Below are 12,983 nucleotides of genomic sequence, written 5' to 3' on the forward strand. Positions count from 1 at the left end.
GGCGGTAGCCGCATGTCGATGCAGCCTGGACCTGCACGTCAAGGTCGCCAAGGACTGGCAGCGCGACCCCAAGCAGCTGCGCAAGCTGGGCTTCTGAGGCTGGGCGGGGCTGTGCTGGTCGCCGTCCGGAGGGTGTGGGCCTAGGGGTCCTACGCCCGCCGCGCGGCGGTAGCCGCATGTCGATGCAGCCTGGACCTGCACGTCAAGGTCGCCAAGGACTGGCAGCGCGACCCCAAGCAGCTGCGCAAGCTGGGCTTCTGACGACAGGGCCCGCGCCGCTCGCCGGTACCGGTTCAGTCCACCCCCTTGATCCGGACCACCAGTAGCGCGCCCGCGAGGCCGATCGCCGCCGCGATGGCGTACAGGGCCGGATAGCCGCCCAGGTGGGTGACGATCGGGGCGGCGAGGGCCGGGGCCGTCACCTGGGGGAGGGCGTTGGCGACGTTGATGACGCCGAGGTCCTTGCCGCGGTCCAGCGCCTTCGGCAGGACGTCCGTCATCAGGGCGAAGTCGACGGAGGTGAACACACCGAAGCCGACGCCCAGCACCGCCGCCGCGACGATCGCCCCCGGCCAGGTCTGCCACACCGCCAGCGCCCCCGTCGCCACCGCCATCAGCACGCCGGACCAGAGCACGAACGGCTTGCGTCGGCCCACCCGGTCCGACCAGACGCCCCCGACGACGACCGTGGCGAGCAGCGTCACCCCGTTCACAGCCGTCAGGATCAGCACGCCCTCGTCGGGATCGGCGTGATGGAGGCGGTCGCGCAGGTAGTACAGCAGGTACAGCAGCACCAGCGCGTTGCTGAGGTTCATCAGGAAGCGGGTCAGCCAGGCCCAGCCCAGGTCGGGGTGGCGGCGCGGGCTCAGCCAGAAGCCCGCCAGGAAGCCCCGCCAGGACCAGCCGGGACGGTCCGCCGCCGGCAGCCGCAGATCCGCGTACTTCCACACGTACGGCAGCACCCCGACGAGGCTGAACACCGCGCAGGCCGCGTAGCCCGCCCCCACGCCCCCGGCGGCCATCGCCAGCCCCGTGCCGCCCACCACGCCCAGGACCTGCGCCGAGCCCAGCCAGCCGCCCACCGAGCCGCGCTGGAGGCGGGGCACCCGGTCGGGGACCGCCGCCGTCACCGCCGCGAAGGCCGCGTTCAGGGTCAGCTGCGCCAGGCACCAGCCGAGCGCCATCGTCCACACGCCGTCCGCGGCGGCCAGTGCCAGCAGGGACAGGGCCCCGCCCGCCGCGCCGGCCACGATCCACGGCGTGCGGCGGCCGTGGCGGGAGGTGGTGCGGTCCGACAGGGCGCCGAAGAGCGGGTTCGCGACGAGGGAGACGACCGCGCCGACGCCCGTCACCCACGCCAGCATCGTCTCCTTCGACATGCCGGAGCCGGGCGCGAAGTCCTCCGCCTGGGAGGCCAGCAGGATCTGCAGCGGGCCGTACCAGCCCGCCCAGATCGCCCCGTTGGCGAGGGACAGCGCAGCCGTCCAGCCCCGGCCGACCCGGTCCACCGGCTCGGTCAGGGCCGGGCCGGCCGCGGGGGGAGCCGCCGTCATCTCTGCGCCCGCAGCACGTCCCGCAGCCAGGTGTAGGACGCCTTCGGGGTCCTGGCCAGCGTCTCGAAGTCGACGTGGACCAGGCCGAAGCGGCGCTGGTAGCCCTCCGCCCACTCGAAGTTGTCCAGCAGCGACCAGACGAAGTAGCCGCGGACGTCGACGCCCGCCTCCACCGCCCGGTGCAGGGCCTGCAGGTGGCCGTCGAGGTAGGCGATGCGGCTCTGGTCGTCGACGCCGGGGTAGCTGCACCCGTTCTCGGTGATGACTACCGGGGGGAGGCGGTCGCCGTAGCGGTCCTTGAACGTGGTGAGCAGTTCCGTCAGTCCCTCGGGGACCACCGGCCAGCCGAAGTCCGTCACCGGGACGTCCTCGATCTCCTGCACCGAGAAGGGGAGTTCGGCCGGCATGCGCACCCCGCCGAAGTCGATCTCCGTGCCCTGCGGCGCGCCGACCCTGGTGGGGGCGTAGTAGTTGACGCCGTAGAAGTCGAGCGGCTCGGCGATGACCTTCAGGTCGGACTGCACGTCGCCGGGCATCAACTCGCCCATGCCCTCGGGGTATTCGCCGAGCAGGACCGGCTCGGCGAACAGCCGGTTGAGCAGGAGGTCGTAGAAGGCGGCCGCCTCCACGTCGGCGGGCTCCTGGGAGGCCGGCCAGGTCGGACCGTGGGAGTTGGCGATGCCGATGTCCGTCGCGCCGGCCGCGCGCAGGGCCCGTACCGCCAGTCCATGGCCGAGGAGCTGGTGGTGGGCGACCGGCAGGGCGTCGAAGAGGAGCTGTCTGCCGGGGGCGTGGGTGCCGAGCGCATGGCCCAACAGGGTGTGCTCGGCGGGCTCGTTGAGGGTGATCCACTTGCCCACGCGGTCGCCGAGGCGGGCGGCGACCGCGCTGACGTGGTCGGCGAAGCGGTACGCCGTGTCCCGCTCCAGCCAGTCCAGGTCCACCGGGAGGTCCCAGTGGAAAAGGGTGGGCACGGGGCGGACGCCCGCCGCGCACAGCTCGTCCACCAGCCGGTCGTAGAAGTCGAGGCCGCCGGGGGAGTTCACCCGGGGCCAGGAGACGGAGAAGCGGTAGGCGTCCACGCCGAGGCCCGCCAGCAGGGCCACGTCCTCGGGGTAGCGGTGGTAGTGGTCGCAGGCCACCGCCGCCGTCGAGCCGTCCTTGACCTTGCCCGGCTCGGAGGTGAAGGAGTCCCACACGGACGGCCCGCGCAGGTCGGCCGCCCCCTCGATCTGGTGGGCGGAGGTGGAGACTCCCCACAGGAAGCCGTCGGGGAACCGGGGGATCGGGTGCGTCGTGTCGCGCTGATCGGTAGCCATGCGCCGGATCATCCGTACCAGGGGTAACCGAAGTCAACGGCCGGACGGGAACGTCCAGTTACGCCCCTTCTCCCTGCGCCCCGTTTCTCACGCCCCTTCCTTCAGCACCCGCGTGATCAGCCTGCGCTGTTCCTCCGTGAGCCGGGGGTCCGCCGCGTACACGGTCCGGCCGTCCACGGTGATCTCGTAGGCGAAGCCGTCCGGCACCCCGGCCGGGGGCACGTCCCGGCCGGCGGCCGTCGCCTTCTCGGCCAGGGCGTGCCACTCGTCGGCGTCGGGCCGCCCCGAGGTGTCCACCTCGGCGTGCCGCTCGATGCCCGCGAAACCGCCCGTGCGCGTCACCTGAATCCGCATGGGTCCTGTCTAGTACGAACGGGTCCGGTCCGCTGCGCCTGTCACAGGATTCGCACCCCGACCCGCTCCCACGCCTTCTCCACGGCCAGCAGTTCCTCGCCGCCGTCGCCGAAGCGCTCGCGGGCGGCCTTCACGGTCAGCCCGGCGAAGTCGGTGAAGAAGGCCCCCTCGCGCAGCTCGCCGCCGGTGAGGACGTCGTACCAGATCTGGCCCGCCTTCTCCCAGGCGAAGCCGCCGAGGGCGGTCGCGGCCAGGTAGAACGCGTGGTTGGGGATGCCGGAGTTGATGTGGACGCCGCCGTTGTCGCGGCCGGTGCGGACGTAGTCGTCCATCGTCGCGGGCTGCGGGTCCTTGCCGAGGACGTCGTCGTCGTACGCCGTGCCCGGGGCCTTCATGGAGCGCAGGGCCTGGCCGGTCACGCTCGGGGCGAGGAGTCCGGCGCCGATCAGCCAGTCGGCCTCGGCGGCGGTCTGGCCGAGCGTGTACTGCTTGATGAGCGAGCCGAACACGTCGGACATCGACTCGTTGAGGGCGCCCGGCTGGCCGAAGTAGGTGAGGTTCGCCGTGTACTGGGTGACGCCGTGGGTCAGCTCGTGGCCGATGACGTCGACGGAGTTGGTGAAGTCGACGAAGATCTCGCCGTCGCCGTCGCCGAACACCATCTGCTCGCCGTTCCAGAAGGCGTTGTTGTAGTCCCGGTCGTAGTGGACGGTGGCGTCCAGGGGCAGGCCGTCGCCGTCGATGGAGTGGCGGCCGTAGGCCTTCAGGAAGAGCTCGAAGGTGGAGCCGAGGCCGGAGTAGGCGCGGTTGACCGTGGCGTCGCGGCCGGGGTCCTCCCCCTCGCCGCGGACCTTGGCGCCGGGCAGGTCGGTGCCGTGCCCGGCGTCGTAGACGGTCCGCAGCGGCCGGTCGGACGGAGCCTTCGCCGACGGGGCCGCCGCGAGGCGGAACTCGGTGGTCACGCTGCGCGCGGCGCGCAGTTCGCTGTCGCGCACCAGGGTGCGGCGGGCGGGACCGGAGAGCGCGGGGTCGTCGTTGCGGGCCAGCCGGTGGAGGACGTGCGGCGGTACGACGGTGCAGAAGACGGGCTCGAAGCCCCCGTGTGTCGTCATGCCCGGCACCCTTGCACTGGGTGATGCCACTGTCACTAGAGGCAACCATGATTGGTGAAATACGGTGACATAGGGGCCTGCTCCGGGCTCCCGAGTGGTATGGCGCACGTTTTGCCCGATTCCTCCCCGTGGTCCCGCATACTGGGACAGGCCCGCGTGCCCGGCGCCGCTCGGCTAGAGTGCGGAGCATTATGCGTTTCGGGCTGCTTCTCCTTAGCTGCCGCGGCGAGGGCCTGTAGTCGAGGCCGACCCCCTCCCCGCGGAGCTTGGCGTTGCGTCGTCGGCCGTCCTGATCCGGACTTTCTCCGGCCATCCCGAGGAGCCACCGCACCATGGCGAACCGCCAGCAGCCCAGCCAGATGCCGATCCACAAGTACGGTCAGTACGAGCAGGTCGACCTCCCCGACCGCAGCTGGCCGCAGCAGCGCGTCACCTCCGCCCCCCGCTGGCTCTCCACCGACCTGCGTGACGGCAACCAGGCCCTGATCGACCCGATGTCGCCCGAGCGCAAGCGCCGGATGTTCGACCAGCTGGTCAAGATGGGCTACAAGGAGATCGAGGTCGGCTTCCCCGCCTCCGGCCAGACCGACTTCGACTTCGTGCGCTCGATCATCGAGGAAGAGGGCGCGATCCCGGACGACGTCACGATCTCCGTACTGACCCAGGCCCGCGAGGACCTGATCGAGCGGACCGTGGAGTCCCTCAAGGGCGCCAAGCGCGCCACCGTGCACCTGTACAACGCCACGGCCCCCGTCTTCCGCCGCGTGGTCTTCCGCGGCTCCAAGGACGACATCAAGCAGATCGCCGTCGACGGCACCCGCCTGGTGATGGAGTACGCCGAGAAACTGCTGGGTCCGGAAACCGAATTCGGCTACCAGTACTCGCCGGAGATCTTCACCGACACCGAGCTGGACTTCGCCCTGGAGGTCTGCGAGGCGGTCATGGACGTCTGGCAGCCCGGCCCGGGCCGCGAGATCATCCTCAACCTGCCCGCCACCGTGGAGCGTTCGACGCCGTCCACGCACGCGGACCGCTTCGAGTGGATGGGCCGCAACCTCTCCCGCCGCGAGTACGTATGCCTGTCGGTCCACCCGCACAACGACCGCGGCACCGCCGTCGCCGCGGCCGAGCTGGCGCTGATGGCCGGCGCCGACCGCGTCGAGGGCTGCCTGTTCGGGCAGGGCGAGCGCACCGGCAACGTCGACCTGGTCACCCTGGGCATGAACCTGTTCTCCCAGGGCGTCGACCCGCAGATCGACTTCTCCGACATCGACGAGATCCGTCGCACGTGGGAGTACTGCAACCAGATGGAGGTCCACCCGCGCCACCCGTACGTGGGCGACCTGGTCTACACGTCCTTCTCCGGCTCCCACCAGGACGCCATCAAGAAGGGCTTCGACGCGATGGAGGCCGACGCGGCCGCCAAGGGCGTCACCGTCGACGACATCGAGTGGGCCGTTCCGTACCTGCCGATCGACCCCAAGGACGTCGGCCGCTCCTACGAGGCCGTCATCCGCGTCAACTCGCAGTCCGGCAAGGGCGGTGTCGCCTACGTCCTGAAGAACGACCACAAGCTGGACCTGCCGCGCCGGATGCAGATCGAGTTCTCGAAGATCATCCAGGCGAAGACGGACGCCGAGGGCGGCGAGGTCACCGGCGGCGCCATCTGGGGCGTCTTCCAGGACGAGTACCTGCCCAACCCGCAGAACCCCTGGGGCCGCATCCAGGTCCGCAACGGCCAGTCGAGCACCGACACCGACGGCGTGGACACCCTGACCGTCGAAGCCACCGTCGACGGCGAGGACACCGTCCTCACCGGCACCGGCAACGGTCCGATCTCGGCCTTCTTCGACGCCCTGCAGTCCATCGGCATCGACGTACGCCTGCTCGACTACCAGGAGCACACGATGAGCGAGGGCGCCTCCGCGCAGGCCGCCTCGTACATCGAGTGCGCGATCGACGACAAGGTCCTGTGGGGCATCGGCATCGACGCCAACACGACGCGCGCGTCGCTGAAGGCGGTCGTCTCGGCCGTCAACCGCGCCACCCGCTGACCCGCTTGACCCGGATGTTCCGGGGCTCCGGTCGCCGCGAGCGACGGCCGGAGCCCCGGCGCATCTCGGCCACCCGCGCGTGAAGGTCACGGAGAGGTCTCGTCCTGGGTGCTGACTCAGGCCGCCGGATGTGGCTAACATCACGCAGACGTACGGCGATGATGCCGTGCGGTGACGGAGGTGCGACGTGCTGCCAGGACGGGGACGAGACGGCCGTGCCGACGGGCTTGCCCGCATCCTGGGCACCCGCACCGCGTGGACGCCCGTGGGGGACGGCGAGTTCTTCTGCCCCGGCTGCGGCGGCGACCGCAACTACCAGCGCCTGACCGGCCATCGCCGCCTCACCCTGCTCGGCGTGCCCGTCCTCCCGCGAGGCGCGAGCGCGCCCGTCGTCGAGTGCGCGGCCTGCCGGCGCCACTACGGCACCGACGCCCTCGAACACCCCACCACCGTCCGCTTCTCGGCGATGCTCCGCGACGCCGTGCACACCGTCGCCCTCGCGGTGCTCCGCGCGGGCGGCGCCTGCGCCCGCGCCTCCCTGGAGACGGCCGCCGCGACGGTGCGCACGGCCGGCTTCCCCGACTGCACCGAGGAACAGCTCGCCGCCCTCGTCGACGCCCTCGACACCGACACCGGCCGCGCCCACGGGGAGCCCTGCACCCCCGGCCTCGCCGCCGGACTGCACGAGGCCCTCGCCCCGCTCGCCCCGCACCTCGCCCCCGCCGGCCGCGAATCCGTCTTCCTCCAGGGCGCCCGCATCGCCCTCGCCGACGGCCCGTACACCCCGGCCGAACGCGAGGTCCTCACCACGGTCGGAACAGCCCTGACCATCTGCACGACCGACGTCACCCGCCTCCTGGCAGCGGCCCGCACCCCGTCGTGAGCACTCCCCTACGGGGTTACGGCAGGGTCTTGTCGTAGGTCCTGTCCGTGTCCGAGTCGTAGACCTGCTTGCCGGCGGCGTCGAAGCCCTTGATGTGCGGGGCCCTGGTGACCTGCTGGTTCAGGATGCCGGCGGCGACGAACCAGCCATGGTCCAGTGCCGCCGTGGCGTCGCTGCCGCCGTAGGAGACGGTCACCTCGGCCACGGACGGGTCGACCGTGCCGATCGAGGCCCAGCGGTACGGGAGTTTCCACCGCCCCTTGTCGATCAGCGACTGCCGGTACAGGCCGCCCGCGTTGTCGTCCGGCACGACCGGGCGCGCGGCCGACGTCAGGCCGTCCTGCGTGCTGGTGCTGATGCCGGCGGAGACGCCGTCCTTCACGTCGCAGATCACCCGGAAGCCCGCCGGCCGCTGCGCCACGCCGACGACGTGGACGCCGTCGCCGGGGGAGTTGGAGTCGCCCGTGCTCTTCGCCGCCAGGATGATCCGGTAGTTCTCCGCCTTGCCCGCGTCCTTGCCGACGACGCGTGCCACGTGCTCCGCGGTCAGGCACTCCTGCAGCGCCTTCGTCGCCTCGTCGAAGGTGATCCCGTCGAGCAACTGCCCGTCCGTGGCGGGCCGCGCGGGGCCGGAGGCCGAGGCCGCCGCCGACGCGCTCTGCGGGGCGCTGACCGACGACATCGGCGTCGCCGTGTCAGCGCCCCCTCCCCCGTTCCCCCCGACCACGGCGTACGCCGCCGCCGGCACAGTCACGATCGCCGCCAGCGCCGCGCCGACCGCCGCCACCCGGCGCCGCCGCTCCGCCACGCCCCGCCGCCGGATCGCCGGGTAGGGCGCGGGGGAAGGGTGGATGGTGTACGCGTCGTCCGTCATCAGTTTCCTCACCAGTTCCTCGAAGTGCCGTTCTTCGTAGGCACTTTGGGCATCTCGGGCATCGCGGGCCGTCGGCCCGTCGTGTGCCGTGCGTGTCTCGTGTGCTTGGTGCGCTTTCCGTGGCCCGTGCGCGCCGTGCGCCTCGTCGTTCACCTTCCGCCTCCCCGTTGGGACACCGTGCGGTCCTCCCGCATCAGCCCCGGATACAGCCGCAACTTCGCCAGCCCCTTGGAGGCCTGGCTCTTGACCGTGCCGGGCGAGCAGCCGAGCACCTCGGCCACCTCCGCCTCCGACAGGTCCTCCCAGTACCGCAGGACCACCACCGCCCGCTGTTTCGCGGGCAGTCGTGCCAGCCCGGCGAGCAGGGAGCCGCGTTCGTCCACCCGGCCGACGGACTCGTCGTCCCGGCCCGCCCGCTCCGGCGGGGCCGCGGTCAGCGCCTCCGTGACCCGCCGCTTGCGGAAACGGTCGCTGTTGCAGCTGACCAGCATCCGCCGGACGTAGGCCTCCGGGTTGTCGCTGCGCGCTATGCGCCGCCACGACCGGTACGCCTTCGCCAGCGCGGTCTGCGTCAGGTCCTCCGCGTGGTGGACGTCGCCCGTGAGCAGGTACGCGGTCCGGACGAGCCGTGACCACCGTGCCCTGACGAAATCCTGGAACTGGCCCTCAAGTTCGGCCTGCATCAAGCACCCTCCTCGCCCCCCAGACCACCATGGGGCCGGAATCGGTTGCCCGTGAGTTCGGGACGGGTTCGAATGGGGGCATGGAGCGAGACGCCGAGAGGAACGTCGGGAAAGCCGTGGGCGACGACGCCGGTTGGGCCGCGTGGACCTGGTCGCCGCAGGCGCCGGGGGTGCTGACGCTGCCCTCGGGGCGGCTGGTGCGGGGGCGGGGACTGCGGCGGGACATGGACCCGGCGGAACCCGTCCCCGCGTACGGGCTGTACCTGCTCGGGGCGCCGCCCCCGGAGTTTCCCTGGGAGGCGCGCTGGGTTCGGTGGCCCGACTTCCGGCTGCCCTCGGACCGGGCGGACGCGCGGACGGCGCTCACCGAGGCGTGGTGGCGCGCGGAGGGGGAGCGGGTGGAGGTCGCCTGCGGCGGCGGCCGTGGCCGCACCGGGACGGCCCTGGCCTGTCTCGCCGTCCTGGACGGCGTGCCGGCCGCCGAAGCGGTCGGCTTCGTGCGCCGCCACTACGACCGGCACGCCGTCGAGACCCCCTGGCAGCGACGGTTCGTACGACGGTTCGCGGCCACGGTCTGAGCCGCGAAGAAGGCCTCACGGACGCTGAGCCGCGCAAGAACGCCTCACGGACGGTCCGAGCCGCGCAGAACGCCTCACATGGTGAGCGTCATCAGCAGCCGGTGTGCGCCGGGGCCGAAGTAGTCGGCGCGGGGGCCGCCGGGGTCGGGGAGGAAGCCCAGGGAGCGGTAGAGAGCCACGGCGGTGTCGTTGCCGGGCTCGACGGAGAGGGAGACGGCGTGGACGCCCTCCCCGCGCAGATGGCTCAGGATCCTCGTCATCAGCTGACGCCCGAGCCCCTGGCCGCGCAGGCCGGGGGTGATGCCGAGGCTGAGGATCCAGCTGTGGGCCGCGTTCGGCGGCGTCGACAGCACGTACCCGACCAGGTCTGCGCCGTCGTCCACCACGAACACGAAGTCCGGGAAGCAGGCGAGGAACTGCCTGAGCACGAAGTAGGGGTAGGGGTCGGCCGGGAAGGCCTCCGCGTCGAGGCGGACGATCGGACCGAGATCCTCCTCGCCGGCCGGTCTGATCCGTAAGCGCCTTTCTCCGGACACCTGGCTCACGGTCGAACCGGCGACCGACGGAAAACGATCTCCGGGAACTCCGGGAAGAGGAGTCATACCGTCCCCTTGTGAAGGATGGACTTGGACCGGTCTATGCGAATGACGCGCGCGGCTGCTCTAATGCGATATCCATCTGATCGTCCATCATCTCCCGGTGCATCCACGCCTTCAAGACCTCCGTCTCCTGCTAGGCTGAACCAATGGACTTGGGACCACCCGCCGCCGATCAAAAACTGAATGCTGATGTCCCATGGGACGCCTTCGATCCCGATGAGTACATCAAGCACAATTACCTGGGCATCCAGGCCGTGGACGAGGAGATCCTCTCCCGTGTGCGGGACCACTTCAGTGATCATTTCCGGGGGCGGGCGGGACGGGTGCATTCCGGTATCGACGTGGGCGCGGGGCCCAATCTCTACCCCGCCCTCGCGATGCTTCCCTGGTGCGACCGGATCACCCTGCTGGAGCGGTCCGAGAGCAACCTCGACTACCTCCGCCGTCAACTCCAGAGCTACGACGCGCACTGGGACCAGTTCTGGGAGGTCCTGCGCAAGGGCGAGGCATATGCCGAGCTGGGCGACGACTACGGGAAGTACCTCGCCGAAGCCGTCCGGGCCCCCGAGCCGGGCAGTCTCTTCGACCTGTGCGGCAGCGACCGCCGCTGGGACCTCGGCACGATGTTCTTCGTGGCCGAATCCATCACCACCGACCTCGACGAGTTCCGCCGCGGCGTCGGCTGCTTCATGCACGTGCTGAATCCCGGCGCGCCCTTCGCCGCCGCTTTCATGGAGCATTCCGAGGGATATCAGGTGGGTTCCCAGGAATTCCCGGCCCTGGACGTCGACGTGGCCGAGGTGAGAACTCAGCTCGCTGAATACGCGGACGAGGTGACGATTCACCGCACCGCCAATCCGCAGGAACTCGTGCGCGACGGATACACGGGAATGATCCTCGCCTGCGGGCGGCGGAAGAGCTGACTTCCGGTCCGTTTCTTCCGTGACGCCGAAAAGCAGGCGGAAAGCAGACGGAAGGCAGACGGAAAGCCGCCGGAACGACGTCGGAATGACGCGGGGATGCCGCCGGAACGAACACCCGCCGCGAAAGACGGCGTCGAGGCGGACACGGTGACGGCATGGTGACGGGCCTGTGCGAGGGGAATGGGCATGCAGATCAAACCGAGACAGAACCTGCTCGAGGTGTGGCAGGCCATCGGCCGCCATTCATTCGACAACGGTGAATGGGACTGGGGCGAATGGGGCGGCCGCAGCAGCGTCGCCGACGCGGAGCGACTGCTCTGCCTGATGTACCCCGCCACCGAAATCAGCGCGTTCCGTCTCGACGACCCGGACACCACCCAACGGGACGTGGAAAGGGCCCTGCGGAACGCGGGCGACTCCACCGCGATTCCCGGGAACCTCGTCAAGGTCCTCACCCACTTCATGGAGCAGCACCGCGGCGAGGGCAGGCCCACCTTCGCCGGCGGCTACTACTTCTCGCCCGAGGATCCCGAGCAGCAACTCACCCAGGAGCAGCGGGACGTGGGCGTGGTCGACGCCTACTCCATGTCGGTCACCCTCTGCCTCGCCACGCTCGGCTTCCTCAAGGTCTACCGGGGCAAGACCCAGCGGGCCAGCACCCTCGCCCAGATCGAGCGGCTCTGGGAGGCCACCAGCGCCCGGCTGACCGCCGCCATGGTGAGCCTGCTGCGCTCCTTCACCGTCAACGTCGTCGACGTCAACGGCGACCAGGGACAGGCCCTGACCCGGCTGCTCGGCCAGGGCCGGCTCTCCCAGCGGCAGGTCCTGCAGCGCTTCCAGGAACGCTTCAAGCAGTTACGCGCCGTCATCAGCGAGAGCCTCATCCTCGGTCTCGACGCCGACATCACCGACGAACTGCGCAACGAGAACCGCATGTTCGAGTGCGGCTGGGCCTGGAGCCTGGTGCAGGGCGCCCCCGACGTCGAGGTGGAGCCCGAGACCGCCGTCGCCATCGGCAAGCAGCCCGAGGGCGTGGCCCACGCCGTGCCCTACCTGTACTTCACCGTCGTCGCCCTCGACGGCATCCCCGACCTGTTCTCCGAGCGCACCCTCGTCCTCGGTCTGCTCAACCCCGAACAGCAGAAACTCGCCGACGCGCTCCGGCTGCGCTGGGAGATCACCCAGCAGTACTGGTCGGCGGTGGCCCGATTCGGCGACGGCACCTGGCCGCTGGAGGAGATCCCCTGGCGCACCACGCTCCAGCAGCTGGAGTCGGAGTACTTCTCCCTCTCCGTGGCCTCCATCCTCGTCCACGACCTCGTCCGCCGCCGCGCCACCGACGACGACCTCACCCGCACCGTCGCCGTCATGGAACGCCTCGCCGAACGCGGCCGGATCACCAGCGGCATGACCCGCGACGACCCCGCGATCGGCCTGCACAACCCCGGCGTCACCCTGCCCCTGCTGGGCAGCGACGCCCTGGGCCCGCCCATGAAGTGGACGATGACGGACTTCTCCGCGCAGCTGCTCAAGCGGACCATCCAACTCTGTTCGCTGTCCCGGAACATCAGCTCCCAGGACCGTCTGCTGCAACTGGCCGAGAGCATCCTCGACCACCTCTGGCAGCGCCGGCTCAGCGAGGGCCACGGCGTCGGCCTGTGGGACAACGTGCACGCCGTCTACCCCGAATCCCCGGTACGCCAGGGCCCGTTGTCCTGGAACATCATGGAGCGCATCACCGAGTGCATGGTCGCCGCGCACGGCCTGTACGACCAGAAACCGGTCCGCAGCTCCGAACTCACCGAGCTGTCCAAGGCGTTGATCAGCGAGGCGGCGCACCTGTTCGGCCGGGAGCAGATGGAGCAGGCCGCCCCCGCCCTCAAGAGCCCCCAGGGAGAAGAGATCAAGGCCATCGAGGCGGACCTGCGCCGCGCCCGGCGACTCGTCGGCGACCAGCCCGGCACCGCCTACGCACTCGCCCTCGGCGTCCTGACCCGGCTCGACACCCTCGCCCGGGCCCGCGGCGACGCCGACCCGCAGGGGAGGTGACG

At 70.8% G+C, this 12,983-nt stretch carries 12 protein-coding genes; 5 read left to right on the plus strand and 7 right to left on the minus strand.

Going from position 1 to position 12,983, the window contains the following annotated elements:
- Positions 1-293: 293 nt before the first annotated feature.
- The 4 genes from EV567_RS02215 to EV567_RS02230 all read right to left on the minus strand — a co-directional run bounded on the left by EV567_RS02215 (position 294) and on the right by EV567_RS02230 (position 4,338).
- Positions 294-1,553, minus strand: coding sequence for an MFS transporter (locus tag EV567_RS02215; protein WP_130436847.1), 1,260 nt, complete (start codon positions 1,551-1,553; stop codon positions 294-296).
- Entirely contained in the window at positions 1,550-2,884 is a 1,335-nt protein-coding gene (locus tag EV567_RS02220) for a GH1 family beta-glucosidase (RefSeq protein WP_207228653.1), read from the minus strand. Before EV567_RS02220 ends, EV567_RS02215 begins: the two co-directional genes overlap by 4 nt.
- Positions 2,885-2,959: 75 nt before the next feature.
- On the minus strand, positions 2,960-3,226 hold the full coding sequence (locus EV567_RS02225) for a protealysin inhibitor emfourin (protein WP_130436849.1): 267 nt from the start codon (positions 3,224-3,226) through the stop codon (positions 2,960-2,962).
- A 41-nt stretch (positions 3,227-3,267) separates the two neighbouring features.
- Positions 3,268-4,338 carry a M4 family metallopeptidase gene (locus EV567_RS02230; protein WP_130436850.1) on the minus strand — a complete coding sequence of 357 codons (1,071 nt, stop codon included), beginning with the start codon at positions 4,336-4,338 and terminating at the stop codon, positions 3,268-3,270.
- Positions 4,339-4,670: 332 nt separating this feature from the next.
- Between EV567_RS02230 and leuA the strand changes: the two genes are divergently transcribed.
- Both leuA and EV567_RS02245 read left to right on the plus strand, forming a co-directional pair.
- Entirely contained in the window at positions 4,671-6,392 is a 1,722-nt protein-coding gene (gene leuA, locus EV567_RS02240; protein ID WP_130436851.1) for a 2-isopropylmalate synthase, read from the plus strand.
- 187 nt (positions 6,393-6,579) lie between these two features.
- Complete coding sequence (locus tag EV567_RS02245) at positions 6,580-7,275, plus strand: TerB family tellurite resistance protein (RefSeq protein ID WP_130436852.1); 696 nt, start codon at positions 6,580-6,582, stop codon at positions 7,273-7,275.
- Positions 7,276-7,291: 16 nt separating this feature from the next.
- Here the strand turns inward: EV567_RS02245 and EV567_RS02250 are convergent, their stop codons facing one another.
- The gene (locus tag EV567_RS02250; RefSeq protein WP_130436853.1) at positions 7,292-8,149 is read right to left on the minus strand and encodes a hypothetical protein; all 858 of its coding nucleotides are present in this window, start codon (positions 8,147-8,149) and stop codon (positions 7,292-7,294) included.
- Positions 8,150-8,298: 149 nt separating this feature from the next.
- Positions 8,299-8,832: a SigE family RNA polymerase sigma factor gene (locus EV567_RS02255; RefSeq protein ID WP_130436854.1), complete on the minus strand. Its 534-nt coding sequence runs from the start codon at positions 8,830-8,832 to the stop codon at positions 8,299-8,301.
- An 80-nt stretch (positions 8,833-8,912) separates the two neighbouring features.
- Here EV567_RS02255 and EV567_RS02260 point away from each other — a divergent pair, with 80 nt between their 5' ends.
- On the plus strand, positions 8,913-9,410 hold the full coding sequence (locus EV567_RS02260; protein ID WP_130436855.1) for a protein phosphatase: 498 nt from the start codon (positions 8,913-8,915) through the stop codon (positions 9,408-9,410).
- Positions 9,411-9,484: 74 nt separating this feature from the next.
- On the opposite strand, the gene EV567_RS02265 is transcribed toward EV567_RS02260, so the two are convergent.
- Positions 9,485-9,946, minus strand: a complete 462-nt coding sequence (locus tag EV567_RS02265) for a GNAT family N-acetyltransferase (protein ID WP_242620645.1) — start codon at positions 9,944-9,946, stop codon at positions 9,485-9,487.
- A 209-nt stretch (positions 9,947-10,155) separates the two neighbouring features.
- On the opposite strand from EV567_RS02265, the gene EV567_RS02270 reads away from it, so the two are divergent.
- On the plus strand, positions 10,156-10,932 hold the full coding sequence (locus EV567_RS02270) for an SCO2525 family SAM-dependent methyltransferase (RefSeq protein WP_130436857.1): 777 nt from the start codon (positions 10,156-10,158) through the stop codon (positions 10,930-10,932).
- 186 nt (positions 10,933-11,118) lie between these two features.
- Positions 11,119-12,981, plus strand: coding sequence for an SCO2524 family protein (locus tag EV567_RS02275; RefSeq protein ID WP_130436858.1), 1,863 nt, complete (start codon positions 11,119-11,121; stop codon positions 12,979-12,981).
- Positions 12,982-12,983 lie beyond the last annotated feature (2 nt).

This window comes from Streptomyces sp. BK239 (assembly GCF_004217285.1).
Classification (GTDB): Bacteria; Actinomycetota; Actinomycetes; order Streptomycetales; family Streptomycetaceae; genus Streptomyces.

What these genes read in the sequence shown, in the direction of transcription:
- EV567_RS02215 (WP_130436847.1), bottom strand. Translation starts at nt 1,553, where the DNA reads ATGACGGCGGCTCCCCCCGCGGCCGGCCCGGCCCTGACCGAGCCGGTG.
- EV567_RS02220 (WP_207228653.1), bottom strand. Translation starts at nt 2,884, where the DNA reads ATGATCCGGCGCATGGCTACCGATCAGCGCGACACGACGCACCCGATC.
- EV567_RS02225 (WP_130436849.1), bottom strand. Translation starts at nt 3,226, where the DNA reads ATGCGGATTCAGGTGACGCGCACGGGCGGTTTCGCGGGCATCGAGCGG.
- EV567_RS02230 (WP_130436850.1), bottom strand. Translation starts at nt 4,338, where the DNA reads ATGACGACACACGGGGGCTTCGAGCCCGTCTTCTGCACCGTCGTACCG.
- leuA (WP_130436851.1), top strand. Translation starts at nt 4,671, where the DNA reads ATGGCGAACCGCCAGCAGCCCAGCCAGATGCCGATCCACAAGTACGGT.
- EV567_RS02250 (WP_130436853.1), bottom strand. Translation starts at nt 8,149, where the DNA reads ATGACGGACGACGCGTACACCATCCACCCTTCCCCCGCGCCCTACCCG.
- EV567_RS02255 (WP_130436854.1), bottom strand. Translation starts at nt 8,832, where the DNA reads ATGCAGGCCGAACTTGAGGGCCAGTTCCAGGATTTCGTCAGGGCACGG.
- EV567_RS02260 (WP_130436855.1), top strand. Translation starts at nt 8,913, where the DNA reads ATGGAGCGAGACGCCGAGAGGAACGTCGGGAAAGCCGTGGGCGACGAC.
- EV567_RS02270 (WP_130436857.1), top strand. Translation starts at nt 10,156, where the DNA reads ATGGACTTGGGACCACCCGCCGCCGATCAAAAACTGAATGCTGATGTC.
- EV567_RS02275 (WP_130436858.1), top strand. Translation starts at nt 11,119, where the DNA reads ATGCAGATCAAACCGAGACAGAACCTGCTCGAGGTGTGGCAGGCCATC.